Source organism: Streptomyces rhizosphaerihabitans, assembly GCF_025399795.1.
GTDB lineage: Bacteria > Actinomycetota > Actinomycetes > Streptomycetales > Streptomycetaceae > Streptomyces > Streptomyces rhizosphaerihabitans.
On record NZ_JAODTZ010000004.1, the window covers coordinates 59,890 to 78,185 of the forward strand.

General features: G+C 70.5%; 16 protein-coding genes. 1 reads left to right on the plus strand and 15 read right to left on the minus strand.

Annotation, left to right across the window (positions count from 1 at the left end; all coding sequences use genetic code 11):
* Positions 1–26 precede the first annotated feature (26 nt).
* From carB to pyrR, 6 genes are all read right to left on the minus strand, one after another.
* Positions 27–3,335 (minus strand): carbamoyl-phosphate synthase large subunit, encoded by a 3,309-nt coding sequence (gene carB / locus N4G66_RS05215; RefSeq protein ID WP_261702756.1) that lies wholly within the window; start codon positions 3,333–3,335, stop codon positions 27–29.
* A complete protein-coding gene (carA, locus tag N4G66_RS05220; protein WP_261702757.1) occupies positions 3,328–4,512 on the minus strand; it encodes a glutamine-hydrolyzing carbamoyl-phosphate synthase small subunit in 1,185 nt (394 codons plus the stop codon). Before carA ends, carB begins: the two co-directional genes overlap by 8 nt.
* Complete coding sequence (locus N4G66_RS05225) at positions 4,509–5,078, minus strand: PH-like domain-containing protein (RefSeq protein WP_261702758.1); 570 nt, start codon at positions 5,076–5,078, stop codon at positions 4,509–4,511. Before N4G66_RS05225 ends, carA begins: the two co-directional genes overlap by 4 nt.
* The gene (locus tag N4G66_RS05230) at positions 5,075–6,370 is read right to left on the minus strand and encodes a dihydroorotase (RefSeq protein ID WP_261702759.1); all 1,296 of its coding nucleotides are present in this window, start codon (positions 6,368–6,370) and stop codon (positions 5,075–5,077) included. The genes N4G66_RS05225 and N4G66_RS05230 overlap by 4 nt, the downstream gene beginning before the upstream one ends.
* Before the next feature lie 4 nt (positions 6,371–6,374).
* The gene (locus N4G66_RS05235; protein ID WP_261702760.1) at positions 6,375–7,352 is read right to left on the minus strand and encodes an aspartate carbamoyltransferase catalytic subunit; all 978 of its coding nucleotides are present in this window, start codon (positions 7,350–7,352) and stop codon (positions 6,375–6,377) included.
* 82 nt (positions 7,353–7,434) lie between these two features.
* The gene (gene pyrR, locus N4G66_RS05240; RefSeq protein ID WP_261702761.1) at positions 7,435–8,025 is read right to left on the minus strand and encodes a bifunctional pyr operon transcriptional regulator/uracil phosphoribosyltransferase PyrR; all 591 of its coding nucleotides are present in this window, start codon (positions 8,023–8,025) and stop codon (positions 7,435–7,437) included.
* 246 nt (positions 8,026–8,271) lie between these two features.
* Here pyrR and bldD point away from each other — a divergent pair, with 246 nt between their 5' ends.
* Entirely contained in the window at positions 8,272–8,772 is a 501-nt protein-coding gene (bldD, locus tag N4G66_RS05245; RefSeq protein ID WP_037621142.1) for a transcriptional regulator BldD, read from the plus strand.
* 193 nt (positions 8,773–8,965) lie between these two features.
* Here bldD and nusB read toward each other — a convergent pair whose 3' ends face one another.
* The 9 genes from nusB to mltG form a co-directional block, all read right to left on the minus strand.
* The gene (nusB, locus tag N4G66_RS05250) at positions 8,966–9,400 is read right to left on the minus strand and encodes a transcription antitermination factor NusB (RefSeq protein WP_261702762.1); all 435 of its coding nucleotides are present in this window, start codon (positions 9,398–9,400) and stop codon (positions 8,966–8,968) included.
* A 2-nt stretch (positions 9,401–9,402) separates the two neighbouring features.
* Positions 9,403–9,969 (minus strand): elongation factor P, encoded by a 567-nt coding sequence (efp, locus tag N4G66_RS05255; RefSeq protein ID WP_261702763.1) that lies wholly within the window; start codon positions 9,967–9,969, stop codon positions 9,403–9,405.
* Between the two features lie 60 nt (positions 9,970–10,029).
* On the minus strand, positions 10,030–11,136 hold the full coding sequence (locus N4G66_RS05260; protein ID WP_261702764.1) for an aminopeptidase P family protein: 1,107 nt from the start codon (positions 11,134–11,136) through the stop codon (positions 10,030–10,032).
* A 128-nt stretch (positions 11,137–11,264) separates the two neighbouring features.
* Positions 11,265–12,194: a Pro-rich N-terminal domain-containing protein gene (locus tag N4G66_RS05265; RefSeq protein WP_261702765.1), complete on the minus strand. Its 930-nt coding sequence runs from the start codon at positions 12,192–12,194 to the stop codon at positions 11,265–11,267.
* A gap of 192 nt (positions 12,195–12,386) precedes the next feature.
* Entirely contained in the window at positions 12,387–13,478 is a 1,092-nt protein-coding gene (aroB, locus tag N4G66_RS05270; protein ID WP_261702766.1) for a 3-dehydroquinate synthase, read from the minus strand.
* Positions 13,475–13,957, minus strand: coding sequence for a shikimate kinase (locus N4G66_RS05275; protein WP_261702956.1), 483 nt, complete (start codon positions 13,955–13,957; stop codon positions 13,475–13,477). The genes aroB and N4G66_RS05275 overlap by 4 nt, the downstream gene beginning before the upstream one ends.
* Before the next feature lie 29 nt (positions 13,958–13,986).
* Positions 13,987–15,171, minus strand: a complete 1,185-nt coding sequence (gene aroC / locus N4G66_RS05280; RefSeq protein ID WP_261702767.1) for a chorismate synthase — start codon at positions 15,169–15,171, stop codon at positions 13,987–13,989.
* 361 nt (positions 15,172–15,532) lie between these two features.
* Positions 15,533–16,372 (minus strand): shikimate dehydrogenase, encoded by an 840-nt coding sequence (locus N4G66_RS05285; RefSeq protein WP_261702768.1) that lies wholly within the window; start codon positions 16,370–16,372, stop codon positions 15,533–15,535.
* Entirely contained in the window at positions 16,353–18,215 is a 1,863-nt protein-coding gene (gene mltG, locus N4G66_RS05290) for an endolytic transglycosylase MltG (RefSeq protein ID WP_261702769.1), read from the minus strand. Before mltG ends, N4G66_RS05285 begins: the two co-directional genes overlap by 20 nt.
* Positions 18,216–18,296: the final 81 nt, after the last annotated feature.

The window sequence follows — 18,296 nt, forward strand, 5'->3', positions numbered from 1 at the left end:
CGTTTCCGGTGTCCCCCTCAGGGCTGCTAGTCGCGCGCCGCCGTCAGATGCTCGGCGTGTTCCTGGAGCGAGCGCACGCCCACGTCGCCGTGGTTGAGCGCGTCGATGCCCTGGACGGCGGCGGCGAGCGCCTGCACCGTCGTCAGGCACGGGACCGAGCGGGCCACGGCCGCCGTGCGGATCTCGTAGCCGTCGAGGCGGCCGCCGGTGCCGTACGGCGTGTTGACGATGAGGTCGACCTCGCCGTCGTGGATGAGCTGGACGATGGTCTTCTCGCCGTTCGGGCCCTCGCCCTCGCTCTGCTTGCGCACGACCGTGGCGTGGATGCCGTTGCGCTTGAGGACCTCGGCCGTGCCGGAGGTGGCCATGAGCTCGAAGCCGTGGGCCACGAGTTCGCGCGCCGGGAAGATCATCGAGCGCTTGTCGCGGTTGGCGACCGAGATGAAGGCGCGGCCCTTGGTGGGCAGCGGGCCGTAGGCGCCGGCCTGCGACTTGGCGTACGCGGTGCCGAACACCGAGTCGATGCCCATGACCTCGCCGGTGGAGCGCATCTCCGGGCCGAGCACCGTGTCGACGCCGCGTCCGTGGATGTCGCGGAAGCGCGACCACGGCATGACGGCCTCCTTGACGGAGATCGGCGCGTCGAGCGGCAGGGTGCCGCCGTCGCCGTTCGCCGGGAGCAGGCCCTCGGCCCGCAGCTCGGCGACGGTCGCGCCCAGCGAGATGCGGGCGGCGGCCTTCGCGAGCGGCACCGCGGTCGCCTTCGAGGTGAAGGGGACGGTGCGCGAGGCGCGCGGGTTGGCTTCGAGGACGTAGAGGATGTCGCCGGCCATCGCGAACTGGATGTTGATCAGGCCGCGGACGCCGACGCCCTTGGCGATGGCCTCGGTCGAGGCGCGCAGCCGCTTGATGTCGAACCCGCCGAGGGTGATCGGGGGCAGGGCGCACGCCGAGTCGCCGGAGTGGATGCCGGCCTCCTCGATGTGCTCCATGACGCCGCCGAGGTAGAGCTCCTCGCCGTCGTACAGCGCGTCGACGTCGATCTCGATCGCGTCGTCGAGGAACCGGTCGACCAGCACCGGCCGGGAGGGGCTGATCTCGGTGGACTCGGCGATGTACGAGGACAGCCGCGTCTCGTCGTACACGATCTCCATGCCGCGCCCGCCGAGGACGTAGGAGGGGCGGACGAGGACGGGGTAGCCGATCTCGTCGGCGATGGCCTTGGCCTCGGTGAAGGTGGTGGCGGTGCCGTGCTTGGGGGCCGGCAGACCCGCCTCCGCGAGGACCCGTCCGAAGGCGCCGCGGTCCTCGGCGGCGTGGATCGCCTCGGGCGGGGTGCCCACGATCGGCACGCCGTTGTCCTTGAGCGCCTGCGACAGGCCGAGCGGGGTCTGGCCGCCGAGCTGCACGATCACACCGGCGACCGGACCGGCCAGCGACTCCGCGTGCACGATCTCCAGCACGTCCTCCAGCGTCAGCGGCTCGAAGTACAGGCGGTCGGAGGTGTCGTAGTCCGTGGAGACGGTCTCGGGGTTGCAGTTGACCATCACGGTCTCGTAGCCCGCGTCGCTGAGCGCGAAGGAGGCGTGGACGCAGGAGTAGTCGAACTCGATGCCCTGCCCGATGCGGTTCGGCCCGGAGCCCAGGATGATCACCGCGGGCTTCTCGCGCTGCGCGACCTCGGTCTCCTCGTCGTAGGAGGAGTAGAAGTACGGGGTATTCGCGGCGAACTCGGCGGCGCAGGTGTCGACCGTCTTGTAGACCGGGCGCACACCGAGCGCGTGCCGCACCTCGCGGACGACGTCCTCGCGCAGCCCGCGGATCTCGGCGATCTGGGCGTCGGAGAAGCCGTGCCGCTTGGCCTCGGCGAGCAGCTCGGGGTCGAGCTTGGCCGCGGCGGCCAGGTCGTCCGCGATCTCCTTGATCAGGAACAGCTGGTCGACGAACCACGGGTCGATCTTCGTGGACTCGAAGACCTCCTCCTGCGTGGCGCCCGCGCGGATGGCCTGCATGACGGTGTTGATGCGGCCGTCGGTGGGCCGGACGGCCTCGCGCAGCAGCTCGTCCTTGTCACCGGGGTCACCCACGAAGGTGAACTGGCTGCCCTTCTTCTCCAGCGAGCGCAGCGCCTTCTGCAGCGCCTCGGTGAAGTTGCGGCCGATCGCCATGGCCTCGCCGACCGACTTCATGGTGGTCGTCAGGGTGGAGTCGGCGGACGGGAACTTCTCGAAGGCGAAGCGCGGGGCCTTCACGACGACGTAGTCGAGGGTCGGCTCGAAGGACGCCGGGGTCTTCTCGGTGATGTCGTTCGGGATCTCGTCGAGCGTGTAGCCGACGGCGAGCTTGGCCGCGATCTTGGCGATGGGGAAGCCGGTCGCCTTGGAGGCGAGCGCCGAGGACCGCGAGACGCGCGGGTTCATCTCGATGACGATCACGCGGCCGTCCTCGGGGTCGACCGCGAACTGGATGTTGCAGCCGCCGGTGTCGACGCCGACCTCGCGGATGATCGCGATGCCGATGTCGCGCAGTCGCTGGTACTCGCGGTCGGTCAGCGTCATGGCCGGCGCGACGGTGATGGAGTCGCCGGTGTGGACGCCCATGGGGTCGAAGTTCTCGATGGAGCAGACGACCACGACGTTGTCGTTCTTGTCGCGCATCAGCTCCAGCTCGTACTCCTTCCAGCCGAGGATGGACTCCTCCAGGAGCACCTCGGTGGTCGGGGAGAGCGTGAGGCCCTGACCGGCGATGCGGCGCAGCTCCTCCTCGTCGTGCGCGAAGCCGGAGCCGGCGCCGCCCATGGTGAAGGAGGGGCGGACGACGACGGGGTACCCGCCGAGCGTCCCGACGCCCTTGATGACGTCGTCCATGGTGTGGCAGATGACGGAGCGGGCGGACTCGCCGTATCCGATCTTCTGGCGCACGGCCTCGACGACACCCTTGAAGAGGTCGCGGTCCTCGCCCTTGTTGATCGCCTCGATGTTGGCGCCGATGAGTTCGACGCCGTACTTCTCCAGCACACCCTGCTCGTGCATGGAGATCGCGGTGTTGAGGGCCGTCTGGCCGCCCAGCGTCGGCAGCAGGACGTCGGGGCGCTCCTTGGCGATGATCTTCTCGACGAACTCGGGGGTGATCGGCTCGACGTAGGTGGCGTCGGCGATCTCCGGGTCGGTCATGATCGTCGCCGGGTTGGAGTTGACCAGGATGACCCGCAGGCCCTCGGCGCGCAGGACGCGGCACGCCTGGGTGCCGGAGTAGTCGAACTCGGCGGCCTGGCCGATGACGATCGGGCCGGAGCCGATGACCAGGACGGACTGGATATCGGTGCGCTTAGGCACGCTGGCCCTCCATCAGAGATACGAAGCGGTCGAACAGGTAGGCGGCGTCGTGCGGTCCTGCCGCCGCTTCGGGGTGGTACTGGACGCTGAAGGCCGGCTGGTCGAGCAGCTGGAGGCCCTCCACCACGTTGTCGTTGAGGCAGACGTGGGAGACCTCGGCGCGGCCGTAGGGGGTCTCGGAGACCTCGTCGAGCGGGGCGTCGACGGCGAAGCCGTGGTTGTGCGCGGTGACCTCGACCTTGCCGGTCGTACGGTCCTGCACGGGCTGGTTGATGCCGCGGTGGCCGTACTTCAGCTTGTACGTGCCGAAGCCGAGGGCGCGGCCGAGGATCTGATTGCCGAAGCAGATGCCGAAGAGCGGCGTCTTGCGGGCGAGGACCTCCTGCATGACGGACACCGGTCCGTCGGCGGTCGCCGGGTCGCCGGGGCCGTTGGAGAAGAAGACGCCGTCGGGGTTCACGGCGTAGATGTCCTCGGCGGTGGCCGTCGCGGGCAGCACGTGCACCTCGATGCCGCGTTCGGCCATCCGGTGCGGGGTCATGCCCTTGATGCCCAGGTCGACGGCTGCGACGGTGAACTTCGCCGTGCCGATCGGGACGGCTTCGCCGTCGGGGCCGATCGCGGGGACGACGTACGCCTCCTTGGTGGCGACCTCGGCGGCGAGGTTCGCGCCCTTCATCTCGGGCGCCTGGCGCACCTCGGCGAGCATGGTGCCCGCGTCGGGCAGCGCGTTGCCGGAGAAGATGCCGACGCGCATGGCGCCGCGCTCGCGCAGATGGCGGGTGAGGGCGCGGGTGTCGATGCCGCTGATGCCGACGACACCCTGGTTGCGCAGTTCCTCGTCCAGCGAGCGCCGCGAGCGCCAGTTGGAGGGCACGCGCGCGGGGTCGCGGACGACGTATCCGGCGACCCAGATCCGCTTCGACTCGGGGTCCTCGTCGTTGACGCCCGTGTTGCCGACGTGCGGGGCGGTCATCACGACGACCTGGCGGTGGTAGGACGGGTCGGTGAGGGTCTCCTGGTAGCCGGTCATGCCGGTGGAGAACACCGCTTCGCCGAAGGTCTCCCCCACGGCCCCGTAGGCGCGGCCGCGGAAGACCCGGCCGTCCTCCAGGACGAGTACGGCGGGAAGCGCCTTTTCCCTCTGCGAGGCGTTCCCCTGAGTGGAGGTCGTCATCGTGCGCCTTCCGTTTCCGTCTTGTTGATCATGTCGTTCAGGGTGTCGACCCATTCGTTGTGCTCGGCCGCGCGGTCCGAGCGGAAACCGGAGTCGAGGAGCCTGTCGCCGTGCGCCCAGGTGACGACGAGGAGTCCGCCCTCGGTGAGGACCTTGCCCGCGATGCCCTTGTCGAGCCGGGCCTCGCGCAGCTGCGAGGCCGGGACGAAGAAGTCGTCCGCTCCGGGGCGTACGACGTCCAGTCCCGCGTCCGTCAGGGTGAGCTCGGCCCGGCTGCGGGTGCCCAGGCCGTGCGCCACGATGCGGTCGAGCCACTGCCCGGCGGTGGTGGAGCCGTGGTAGCGGCCGCTCATGCTCAGTTTCACCGGGCCGGGGTCTTCCGGCGCGCCGGGCAGCTCGGGCAGGTCGCCCTGGAGGGTGCCGCGCCACTTCCAGCCCTCGCGCATCAGCCAGTAGACGAGCGCGACGAAGAGGGCGAGGCCGACGAGCCAGCCGATCCGGGCGGACCAGTCGGTCACTTCCGCCGACTTCTGTCCGGCGGCGGCCAAGGAGATGAGAGGTGTCACGCGAGCTTCCCGTCGACGAGGGTGGCCTTGCCCCGCAGCCAGGTGTGGGTGACCCGGCCCGGCAGCTCACGGCCCTCGTAGGGGGTGTTGCGGCTGCGCGAGGCGAAGCCAGCGGGGTCCACCGTCCCACGGTATGCCGTGTCGACCAGCGTGAGGTTGGCGGGCTCACCTGCCGAGACGGGACGTCCGTGACCCGCCGCCCGGCCGATCGCGGCCGGCTTGACGGACATGCGGTCGGCGACGCCGGCCCAGTCGAGCAGTCCGGTCTCGACCATCGTCTGCTGGACGACGGACAGCGCGGTCTCCAGGCCGACCATGCCCATGGCGGCGGCGGCCCACTCGCAGTCCTTGTCCTCGTGCGGGTGCGGCGCGTGGTCGGTGGCGACGATGTCGATCGTGCCGTCGGCGAGGGCCTCGCGCAGCGCCATGACGTCCCGCTCGGTGCGCAGCGGCGGGTTGACCTTGTAGACCGGGTTGTACGACCGCACCAGCTCGTCGGTGAGGAGCAGGTGGTGCGGGGTGACCTCGGCGGTGACGTCGATGCCCCGGGACTTGGCCCAGCGGACGATCTCGACGGACCCGGCGGTCGACAGATGGCAGATGTGGACGCGGGAACCGACGTGCTCGGCGAGCAGGACGTCCCGGGCGATGATCGACTCCTCGGCCACCGCGGGCCAGCCGCCGAGACCGAGTTCGGCGGAGACGACGCCCTCGTTCATCTGGGCGCCCTCGGTGAGGCGGGGCTCCTGGGCGTGCTGGGCGACCACGCCGCCGAAGGCCTTCACGTACTCCAGCGCGCGCCGCATGATCACCGCGTCGTCGACGCACTTGCCGTCGTCGGAGAAGACCGTGACACCGGCGGCGGACTCGTGCATGGCTCCCAGCTCGGCGAGCTTCTTGCCCTCCAGGCCGACGGTGACGGCGCCGATGGGCTGCACGTCGCAGTAGCCGTGCTCCTGGCCGAGCCGGTAGACCTGCTCGACCACACCGGCGGTGTCGGCGACGGGGAAGGTGTTGGCCATGGCGAACACGGCCGTGAAGCCACCGCTCGCCGCGGCGCGGGTGCCGGTCAGCACGGTCTCGGAGTCCTCGCGGCCGGGCTCGCGCAGATGGGTGTGCAGGTCGACGAGGCCCGGCAGCAGCACCTTGCCGTCGGCCTCGACGATCTCAGCGCCCTCCACGGCCTCGCCGGACAGTCCGGTGCCGACCGAGGCGATCGTGTCGCCGTCGATCAGCACGTCCTGCGGCTCGCCGCCGAGCACCTTCGCACCACGGATCAGGATCTTGCTCATCGTCTTACTTCTCCTCGGTACGGGTGTGGGTGACGGCGGGCTCGTTGCCGCCCAGCAGCAGATAGAGCACGGCCATGCGGATGGAGACACCGTTGGCGACCTGCTCGACGACGGTGCAGCGGTCGGAGTCGGCGACCTCGGCGGTGATCTCCATGCCGCGGACCATCGGGCCGGGGTGCATCACGATCGCGTGCTCCGGCATTTTCGCCATGCGGTCGCCGTCGAGCCCGTAGCGACGCGAGTACTCGCGCTCGGTCGGGAAGAACGCCGCGTTCATCCGCTCGCGCTGTACGCGCAGCATCATCACCGCGTCGGACTTGGAGAGGGTGCTGTCGAGGTCGTACGAGATCTCGCAGGGCCAGGCTTCCACGCCGACCGGCACCAGGGTGGGCGGCGCGACGAGGGTGACCTCGGCGCCGAGGGTGTGCAGCAGGTCGACGTTGGAGCGCGCGACCCGGCTGTGCAGGACGTCGCCGACGATCGTGATGCGCTTGCCGGCCAGGTCCTGGCCGATCCCGGCGTCCCGGCCGACGAGGCGGCGGCGCATGGTGAAGGCGTCGAGCAGGGCCTGCGTGGGGTGCTGGTGGGTGCCGTCGCCCGCGTTGATGACGACGGCGTCGATCCAGTCCGAGGTGGCCAGGCGGTACGGGGCGCCGGAGGCGCCGTGCCGGATGACGACGGCGTCGACGCCCATCGCCTCCAGGGTCTGGGCGGTGTCCTTGAGGGACTCGCCCTTGGAGACGCTCGACCCCTTGGCGGTGAAGTTGATGACGTCCGCGGAGAGGCGCTTCTCGGCGGCCTCGAAGGAGATCCGGGTGCGGGTCGAGTCCTCGAAGAAGAGGTTGACAATCGTGCGGCCGCGCAGGGTCGGCAGTTTCTTGATCGGCCGGTCGGCGACCCGGGCCATCTCCTCGGCGGTGTCGAGGATCAGGACGGCGTCGTCGCGGGTGAGGTCGGCGGCCGAGATGAGATGACGCTGCATCTGTCAGGCTCCGTAAGGAAATTCAGGGAGGATTCGGGCATGCGGGCGCGCGGGAGCGCACTCGGCGGCGGGGGCCGGAGTGCTACTGCGGCTCGCCCGGGGAGGTCCGCTTGGCACCGAGCAGCACGGTGTCGCGACCGTCCTCCTCGGCGAGCTGGACCTTGACCGTCTCCCGCAACGACGTGGGGAGGTTCTTGCCGACGTAGTCGGCGCGGATGGGCAGTTCGCGGTGGCCCCGGTCGACGAGGACGGCGAGCTGCACGGCGCGCGGGCGGCCGATGTCGTTCAGCGCGTCGAGCGCGGCGCGGATGGTGCGGCCGGAGAAGAGCACGTCGTCGACGAGGACGACGAGGCGGCCGTCGATGCCGTCACCGGGGATCTCGGTGCGGGCCAGCGCACGCGGCGGGTGCATGCGCAGGTCGTCGCGGTACATGGTGATGTCGAGGGAGCCGACCGGGATCTTGCGGTCGGTGATCTCCTGGAGCTTCTCGGCCAGTCTGCGGGCCAGGAAGACGCCCCTGGTCGGAATGCCGAGGAGCACCACGTCGTCGGCGCCCTTGGCGCGTTCGACGATCTCGTGGGCGATGCGGGTCAGCACCCGCGCGATGTCGGGCGCCTCGAGAACGGGCCGCGCATCGGCTTCGTACTGCTGCTTGTCGTGCTGGGTGTCCATAGGAAACGGACCTCCTTCTCCGCCTCACGGGACGGATCATTAAAGGACGTCGGATTTGCGCCATCAACGGTACCAGCCCGGCAACGCACCTGATCACATCGCTTTGAGCCACCCCCGTGTGACACCCGTGCGGGAGCCGGTCGAAAATCCTTCGGCTTGACGGGGGAGAGTAACGCTGCGTAACCTCACAGTGAGTCACCAGCCGCGCGGCGGAGCCGCACGTTGATACAGCGTCCGGGGAGCTATATGTCCAGCGAATACGCCAAACAGCTCGGGGCCAAGCTCCGCGCCATCCGCACCCAGCAGGGCCTTTCCCTCCATGGCGTGGAGGAGAAGTCACAGGGACGCTGGAAGGCGGTCGTGGTCGGTTCGTACGAGCGCGGCGACCGCGCCGTCACCGTACAGCGCCTCGCCGAGCTGGCGGACTTCTACGGGGTTCCGGTCCAGGAGCTGCTGCCCGGGACCACGCCGGGCGGGGCCGCCGAGCCGCCGCCGAAGCTGGTCCTCGACCTGGAGCGGCTGGCGCACGTGCCGGCCGAGAAGGCGGGCCCCCTCCAGCGCTACGCGGCGACGATCCAGTCGCAGCGCGGCGACTACAACGGCAAGGTGCTGTCGATCCGCCAGGACGACCTGCGCACTCTCGCCGTGATCTACGACCAGTCCCCCTCGGTCCTGACCGAGCAGCTGATCAGCTGGGGCGTCCTGGACGCGGACGCGCGCCGCGCGGTCGCCCACGACGAGGGCTGAATCCCTTAGGACAGCTCAGCAGAAACGTGCCGCCGGGGTGGCCGGAACCTGATGGTTCCGGCCACCCCGGCGGCCGTCTGCGGGCCTCGGGAGCCTTCGAGGCACGGGAACGCCGGAGGGCCCGCAGCGATCGTGCTGCGGGCCCTCCGGCGTTCCGTACGCCCCCTCGGGACCGTACGGCTACGGCTGCCGGTCAGTCCTCGTCGCGGCGGAGCGACGGCTTCAGGTCCTTCAGCCGGCCCAGCAGGCCGTTCACGAACGAGGGCGACTCGTCCGTGGAGAACTCCTTCGCCAGCTGGACCGCCTCGTCGAGCACCACGGCGTCCGGGGTCTCGTCGACCCAGATCAGCTCGTAGGCACCGAGGCGCAGGATGTTGCGGTCGACGACCGGCATCCTGTCCAGCGTCCAGCTGACGGCGTACTGCGCGATGAGCTCGTCGATCCGCCTCACCTTGGTGGCGTAACCCTCGACCAGCTGCATCGTGTACTCGCTGACCGGCGGCTGCCGGGTGTCGGACCGGGAGTGCCGGATCCAGTCCGCGAGGACCGTCAGGACGTCCACGCCGCGCTGGTCGCCCTCGAAGAGGATCTGGAAGGCGCGCTTGCGGGCCGTGTTGCGGGCAGCCACGGTTAGCTGTTCACCCGGCCGAGGTAGTCGCTGGTGCGGGTGTCGACCTTGATCTTCTCACCGGTGGTGATGAAGAGCGGGACCTGGATCTGGTGACCGGTCTCCAGGGTGGCGGGCTTGGTGCCACCGGTGGAGCGGTCGCCCTGGACGCCCGGCTCGGTCTCCTGGATGACCAGCTCGACGGCGGCCGGCAGCTCGACGAAGAGCACCTCGCCCTCGTGCTGGGCGACGCTGGCCGTGAAGCCCTCGATCAGGAAGTTGGCAGCGTCGGCGACGGCCTTGCGGTCGACCATGAGCTGGTCGTACGTCTCCATGTCCATGAAGACGAAGTACTCGCCGTCCATGTAGGAGAACTGCATGTCGCGCTTGTCGATCGTGGCCGTCTCGACCTTGACGCCGGCGTTGAACGTCTTGTCGACGACCTTGCCGGAGAGCACGTTCTTCAGCTTGGTGCGCACGAAGGCCGGGCCCTTGCCGGGCTTGACGTGCTGGAACTCGACGACGGACCAGAGCTGGCCTCCGTCGAGCTTGAGCACCAGGCCGTTCTTGAGGTCGTTCGTGGAAGCCACGGTTGCGGAATCTCCTGGACTGACGTGGACGACCCCGGCGCAGGCGCACAGCTCGAAGAGCTAGAGCGCGAGCAGCTCCTTGGTCGTAATGGTGAGTAGCTCGGGTCCGCCGTCCGCCTCAGGGCGCACGACGAGCGTGTCATCGATCCTGACACCGCCCCGGCCCGGAAGGTGGACCCCCGGTTCGACGGTGACCGGCACGCAAGCGTCCAGTTTACCCATGGCCGCGGGGGCAAGCTGCGGGTCCTCGTCGATTTCGAGCCCGACACCGTGCCCCGTCAGCGGCGGAAGGCCTTCGGTATGGCCCCCGGAGCCCAGTACCTGACGGGCCGCGCGGTCCACGTCGCGGTAGGCGGCGCCTGGTGCCAGCGCCTCCCGTCCGGCGCGCTGGGCGGCGAAGACCAGGTCGTACAGCTCGATCTGCCAGTCGGCGGGCGAGGTGCCGATCACGAACGTACGACCGATCTCACACCGGTAGCCGCGATAGGTCGCGCCGAGACAGACGGAGAGGAAGTCACCCTCCTCGACGCGCCGGTCGGTGGGCCGGTGGCCGCGCCGTCCCGAGTTCGGGCCGGCGCCGACCGAGGTCGCGAAGGCCGGTCCGTCCGCGCCGTGGTCGACGAGCCGACGCTCCAGCTCCAGGGCCAGATGGCGTTCCGTGCGGCCGACGAGAATGGATTCGAGGAGTTCGCCGAGCGCCTGGTCGGCGATCTCGGCGCCGATCCGCAGACAGGAGATCTCCTCCTCGTCCTTGATCACGCGCAGCTGTTCCACCGCGCCGCCCAGGTCGGCCAGCCGCAGCCGCGGAGCGACCGAGCCGAGGGCGCGGTGCCGGGTCACGGTCAGGTGGTGTTCCTCGACCGCGAGGGACTCGGCACCCTGTCCTGCCGCCATACCGGCGGCCGCTACGGCGGGATCACCGCCGGCTCGCGGCAGCACCTGCACGTTCAGCGCCTCGTCGGGGCGCCCTTCCATGGCCTCACCGGTCGGCGGGCCGCCGCACAGCAGCACGTCCTCACTGCTGCCGAGCAGCAGCACGGAGCCGTGCGGCGCCGCCCCGGCGAGATACCTCACATTGGCGGGGCGGGTCACCAGCGCACTCGCGCTGCCGCCCGCCGTACTGCGTTCCCGGAGCCGCTCTCTGCGGGTCGCGTACACCTCTGACATGAACCGAGCGTACGAGTGGTGGCCGGATGTCGCCGGTCCAGAGGGCCGGATGGGTAGCCCGGCGCCCGAACAGGCGGACTCGGGGCCCGGACAGGCGGACGCGGGGCCCGCTCAGTCCTGCGGCCCGCTCACCACTGCGGCGGGCTGGCGATCGACCGTGCGAGGACGTCGTCCAGGACGCGGGCCGTGGCCGCCACGTCGAGCTGCGAGTTGTCGATGATCGGGAGCCCGGAGCCGTACCAGCCGGCCATCCGGCCGTGGATGCGCGCGACCTCCTCGTCGCTGAGCCTGCGGTTCCCGGACCGCTCGGCGTTGCGCTCCAGCACCACTTCCAGGCCGGGCAGAAGCACGACCGGCAGCAGCCCGGGGCCCACGTGCCGCTTCCAGCCGCCGAGGCCGACGACCGGGCGGTCCGGGAAGACGGCGTCGTCGAGGATGCACGAGATGCCGTTGGCCAGGAAGTTGCGGGCGGCGAAGCCGCAGGTGCGGCGGGCGAGACGATACTGCGCCTCGGAATGGTCGTTCCATCCCGACTGCGGATCGGCGAAGCCCGAGCGCACCCACTCGCGTACGTCGTCGAGGCTGATGTGGGCCGTGGGCACCCGGCGGTGGTCCGCCCAGTACTTGGCGACGCTGGTCTTCCCGGCGCCCGCGGGGCCGATCAGCAGGATCGCGAGCGTGGTCGCCGCCGGATCGGGCGCGCCCGTGGCGGGCGGCGGGCTCGGCATGGCCACCGAAACGCCCGGAGGCAGCTGCACATGCCCGGTGGTGTCCGGCGCGTGCGGGACGGGAGGGCGCTGCGGGGGCTGCGCAGACGGGTACTGCGGGGGCTGTGCCGATGGGTGCTGCGGAGGCTGCGGGGGCACCTGGTGCGGCGGCAGGTGATGCTGCGGGGCCTGGGTGGGTGGGGCGCCGGGCGGCACCGGCGCTCCGGCGAAACCCGGAGCGGGCGCGGGACCCTGCTGCCCCGGGTACTGTCCGGCCGGCGACCATCCGGTGGCCCGTCCTTGCCCCGGCTGGTGGGGCGGCGGCAGCGGAGCCCCCACTGCGTGCTGCATCCGGTGCCACTCCGTCTCGTACAGGCGATGTGCGCTGGCGGGCGGGACGCCGGTCCCGTCGCTACCGAACGGTACCTTCCCCGGCCGCCGTTGTGTGAACGGCCGGGGACGGTGCGAAGTGCCCGGGAGGGAGAGGCAAAACGGGTTGAGCAGGGGTCCTTCGGAATATACGGCCGCGCGGGGCGCCGCCCGTTACTCGCCGACCTCGCCGTACGCGGCGAGCAGGACGGCCGGATCCGGGCCCTCCAGGACGGTCGGTTTGGCCAGCCCGTCGAGGACGATGAAGCGCAGCATGTCGCCCCGCGACTTCTTGTCGACCTTCATGTTCTCCACGAGCTTCGGCCACTGGTCGTAGCGGTAGCTCAGCGGGAGACCGACGGACTGAAGGATCGTGCGGTGCCGGTCGGCGGTCGCGTCGTCCAGCCGGCCCGCGAGGCGGCCGAGTTCGGCGGCGAAGTGCATGCCGACGGAGACGGCCGCGCCGTGCCGCCATTTGTAGCGCTCGTTCTTCTCGATGGCGTGCGCGAGGGTGTGGCCGTAGTTGAGGATCTCGCGCAGCCCCGACTCCTTGAGGTCGCCGGAGACGACCTCGGCCTTGACCTTGATGGAGCGCTCGATGAGCTCGGCGGTGTGCGGGCCCGCGGGCGTCCGGGCCGCCTCGGGGTCGGACTCGATGAGCTCCAGAATCACCGGGTCGGCGATGAAGCCGGCCTTGATGATCTCCGCGAGCCCGGAGACGTAGTCGTTGACCGGCAGCGAGTCGAGCGCGGCCAGGTCGCAGAGCACGCCCGCGGGCGGGTGGAAGGCGCCGACGAGGTTCTTGCCCTCGGCGGTGTTGATGCCGGTCTTGCCGCCGACCGCCGCGTCGACCATGGCGAGCACGGTGGTGGGGACGGCGATCCAGCGCACCCCGCGCAGCCAGGTCGCCGCCACGAAACCGGCCAGGTCGGTGGTGGCGCCGCCGCCGACGCCGACGATGACGTCGGTGCGGGTGAAGCCGGACTGGCCCAGCGCCTTCCAGCAGTAGGCCGCGACCTCGGCGGTCTTGGCCTCCTCGGCGTTCGGCACCTGGATGGCGACGGTCTCGAAGCCCTGCTCCGCCAGGTCGGCGCGCAGCGCCTCGCCGGTGCCGGCGAGCGCCTCGGGGTGGATCACGGCGACGCGCTTGGCCTTGCCGCCGATCAACCCGCCGAGCTCACCGAGGAGTTGACGGCCGATCAGGACCTCGTAGGGGTCGGTGCCCGCGGTGCCGCCGACCTGGACGCGGGTCACTGCCTCGCTCATGCTTCCTTCAACTCCAGTGCGTCGAGGACCTCTTGGGCAACCTCTTGGGGGGTACGGCCGTCGGTCGCCACGACCGCGCGGGCGACTTCGGTGTACAGGTGGCGGCGTGCCTCCATCAGCTCGCGCCACTGCCTGCGGGGGTTGACGGCGAGCAGCGGCCGGGCTGCGTTCAGGCCGGTGCGCTGGACCGCCTCCTCCACGTCCATCGAGAGGTAGACGACCTGGTGGCCGGCGAGCAGCGCGCGGGTGTCCTCGTCGAGGATCGAACCGCCGCCCAGCGCCAGCACACCGTCGTGCCCGGCGAGTGCCTCGCGCACCGCCCGCTTCTCGATGGCGCGGAAGGCGGACTCGCCCTCGTCGACGAAGATGTCGGCGATGGTGCGGCCCTCGGCGGCCACGATGTCGTCGTCCGTGTCCCGGTAGGCGCAGCCCAGCCGTTCGGCGACGAGCGCGCCCACCGTGGACTTGCCGACCCCCATGGGGCCGACCAGGACCAGCCGTGGGGCGGTCACCGGATGACCAGGTTCTCGAGGTAGCTCCGCACGTTCCGACGCGTCTCCGGGACGCTGTCGCCGCCGAACTTCTCGCCCACTGCGTCGGCGAGGACGAGGGCGACCATGGCTTCGGCGACGATGCCGGCGGCCGGGACCGCGCAGACGTCGGAGCGCTGGTGGTGGGCCTTGGCGGCCTCGCCGGTGGCGACGTCGATGGTGGCCAGCGCGCGCGGCACGGTGGCGATCGGCTTCATCGCTGCGCGGACGCGCAGCAGTTCGCCGGTGGTCAGACCGCCCTCGGTGCCGCCGGAGCGGCCGGTGGTGCGCCGGATGCCGTCCTCGGTGTGGACGATCTCGTCGTGGGCCTGGGAGCCGGGCACGCGGGCCAGGTCGAAGCCGTCGCCGACCTCGACGCCCTTGATGGCCTGGATGCCCATGAGCGCGGCCGCGAGCCGTGCGTCGAGGCGCCGGTCCCAGTGCACGTGCGAGCCGAGGCCCACCGGTACGCCGTACGCGAGCACCTCGACGACGCCGCCGAGCGTGTCGCCGTCCTTGTGGGCCTGGTCGATCTCGGCGACCATCGCCTTGGAGGCGTCGGCGTCGAGGCAGCGCACCGGGTCGGCGTCCAGCTTCTCCACGTCGGAGGGCTTCGGGTAGACACCGTACGGCGCCTTGGCCGCGGCGAGTTCGACGACGTGGGAGACGATCTCGATCCCGGCCGTCTCCTTCAGGTAGGAGCGGGCGACCGCGCCGAGCGCGACGCGGGCCGCGGTCTCGCGGGCGGAGGCGCGCTCCAGGATCGGCCGGGCCTCGTCGAAGCCGTACTTCTGCATGCCGGCGAGGTCCGCGTGGCCGGGCCGGGGGCGGGTCAGCGGGGCGTTGCGGGCGAGGTCGGCGAGGATCTCCGGGGCGACCGGGTCGGCCGCCATGACCTGCTCCCACTTGGGCCACTCGGTGTTGCCGACCATGACGGCGACCGGGGAGCCGAGGGTGAGACCGTGCCGGACGCCGCCGAGGAAGGTGACCTCGTCGCGCTCGAACTTCATCCGGGCACCGCGTCCATAGCCCAGGCGCCGCCGGGCGAGGTGGTCCGCCACCATCTCCGTGGTGATCGGGACGCCGGCGGGAAGGCCCTCCAGCGTCGCGACAAGTGCGGGACCGTGGGACTCCCCCGCGGTCAGCCAGCGCAACCTGCTCAACGGTGCTCCTCATGCTCGCGCCCTGGTACTGCTGCTGCGTACACGCGTCCTCGCGTACGGCGACGGCGCGACCGGGTGCGCGGCCCTGGCCCGCCGTCTCCGATCCTCCCACGTCCGGGGCCGGGAACCGGCCGCAGGTCCATCAGGCGGACGCATCCGGCCGGGGCGCACGGCCCCGTGCACGCCCCAGGGGCACCGGAGCGGGCCTGTGCCGGGCCGTCTCGGCAGCCGTCTCCCCGGCTGCGTCAGGGTTCACCGCACCACAGGGTTCACCGCACCACAGGGTTCACCGCACCACAGGGTGCCCCGCACCGGAGAGAGGCCCGTGGACACGGCACCCCACCGGCCTCGACCGGATCGCCTACCGGGCGGCGAGCGCGTGTTCGCCCGCCTTGCGCATGGCGCCGAGCGGCGCGGGCGCCCGCCCGGTCATCTGCTCGACCTGGAGCACCGCCTGGTGCACGAGCAGATCGAGGCCGCCGACCACGGCTCCGCCGTACGCCGACCAGCGCGCCGCGAGGTCGGTCGGCCAGGGGTCGTACAGCACGTCGAAGAGGGTCGCGGGGCGCTCCGGGACGGCGGCGGCCAGCGCGTCCGTGGTCCCCGCCGGGGTCGTGGCGATCACCAGCGGCGCCCGCAGCGCCTGTTCGGCGTCGGCCCAGTCCTCGGTGCGCACCTCGATGCCGAGCCGCTCGCCCCACTGCCGCATCTCGGCGGCCCGCTCCTTGCTGCGGACGTACGCGACGACCTCGCCGGTGCAGATCCGCGCCAAGGCGGCCAGCGCGGAGGAGGCGGTGGCGCCGGCACCGAGAACGGCGGCCGAGTCGACCTGCTCGATCCCCCGCTCACGCAGCGCGGCGACCATCCCGGGGATGTCGGTGTTGTCGCCGACGCGCCGACCGTCCTCGGTGAACACGACGGTGTTGACCGCCTCGACGGAGGCCGCCGTCTCGCTGATCTCGTCGACCAGCGGCATCACGGCCCGCTTGAGCGGCATGGTCAGCGACAGTCCGGCCCACTCCGGTCCAAGGCCCTCGAAGAATCCGGGCAGCGCCTCTTCGTCGACCTCGAAGCGGTCGTACGACCAGTCCCCGAGGCCCAGTTCGCGGTACGCGGCACGGTGCAGCACCGGGGAGAGGGAGTGGGCGATCGGGGAACCGAGCACCGCGGCCCGGCGGGCATCAGTCGCCCGAGCTGGCATTGAACTTGTCCTTGAGTTTCTCGAATTGGGCCAATGTCTTGGCAAATTCGGTGTTGTTCTGACCGTCTGTCGCCACGAAATACAGCCAGCCGTCCTTCGTGGGATTGAACACCGCCCTGAAGGCGTCGTCACCCGGGTTACCGATCGGACCGGGCGGCAGACCCCTGTGGTAATACGTGTTGTACGGGTCCGGATTGCTGTTGATCTCGGACTCACTGATGTGAATCTTACTCTGGCCCTTCAAATAATTGAAGGTCGAGTCGAACTGCAGCTTCTGATTGGTCTCGGTGTTGGTGCGCTTCAGCCGGTTGTAGATGACCTCGGCCATCTTCCGGTAGTCGTCGTGCGTCTTGCCCTCGGCCTGGACCAGGCTCGCGACGGTGACCACCTGCAAAGGATTGTCGAGCTTGAGGGTCTTCGCCTTCGCCACGAGTCCCAGCGCGACGTACTTCTTGTTGGCCTGCGCGACCATGCTCTTCAGCACGGTCTCGGGCTTCATGCCCTTGGCGGCGGGATACGTGAGCGGGTAGAGGAACCCTTCCAGCGGGTCCTTTATGTCCTTGCCGGTGTTCGCCCAGCTCGGGAGCCCCAGGCTCTTGTATTCCTTCTTCGCGACGCCACTGGTGGTGCCGTCGGCGAGTCCGAGCTTCTTGTCGATCGCCGCGTACACCTGGGCATTACGGAAACCGGGAGGCACGGTCACATTGTTCTGGCTCTTGGGGTCGAGCAACAGCTCGACGGCGCTCGCGGCCGACATCTCCTTCCGCAGGAGATAGGCACCCGCCTGAATCGACTTGCCCTTGGGATTCTCCGCCTGAGCGGACACGAACGCGTCCACGCTCTTGACGACACCGAGCGCCTTGAGCTTCTGGCCGATTACGTAGCCACCCTCGCCCTTGGAAATCACGACGGCGACCTGTCCCGAACCCTCACCCGAAAAGTCGGGAGCCGAGCCGAAACGATTCTGGTAGTAGTGATAACCGAAGTACCCGGCTCCGGCGAGACCGCCTCCGAAGACCATGACGACCACCAGGCAGGCGCAGCCGCTGCGGCGCTTCTTCTTGCCCGTGCCGCCGCCACGGCCCTTTCGGTCACCGCGGCCCTTTCGGCCCTTCGGGTCGTCATCGTCGTCGTCGAGGTCGTCGTCATCGTCGCCACCGGCGAAGAAGGCGTGCTCGCCCTGGTCCGGTCCCGGGTCCCAGTCGGGCTCCGGTTCGGGTTCGGCGCGGCGCCGGGCGGGCGGCTCGGGCGGCGGATAGGCGTCCGGGGTGCCGTAGAAGTCGGGCTGCTCACCCGTGTACTGGCCGGCGTAGGGGTCGGCGGGGTCGGCCGCGTAGGGCACCTGGGACTGCGCCCCGGCGTTCCGGGCGCCATCGGGGTACTGCTGCCCCTGCCCGTTGAACTGCTGCTGTCCCTGGTCGCCGTATTGCTGCTGCCCCTGCCCCGGGTACTGCTGCTGGCCCTGGCCGTTGAACTGCTGCTGCCCCTGGTCGCCGTACTGCTGCCCTTGGCCGGGGTACTGCTGCTGGCTCTGGCCGTTGAACTGCTGCTGCCCCTGGCCCGGGTACTGCTGCTGGCCCTGGTCGCCGTACTGCTGCTGACCCTGAAACTGCTGCCCCTGGTACTGCTGCTGGTCCTGGTACTGCCCCGGCTGGCCCTGCGGCGGGTACTGGCCCTGGCTCCAGTCGCCCTGCTGCGCCTGCTGCTGCGGATAGTGCTGCGGCTGGCCGCCGTCGTAGGCGGACTGGCCGTCGGCGGCCTGTCCGCCCCATCCGCTGTCCCCGTACAACGGGTCCTCCGGATGCCACGGTTCGGAGCCAGGGCCCCGGCCATACTCAGTCATCGATCCCCTACAGGCCGCGAGCCGGCAGCTGCCGGCTCGTGTGGCTCGGCTCCCGTCCGCCTCTTTACTGTGCGAAGGCTG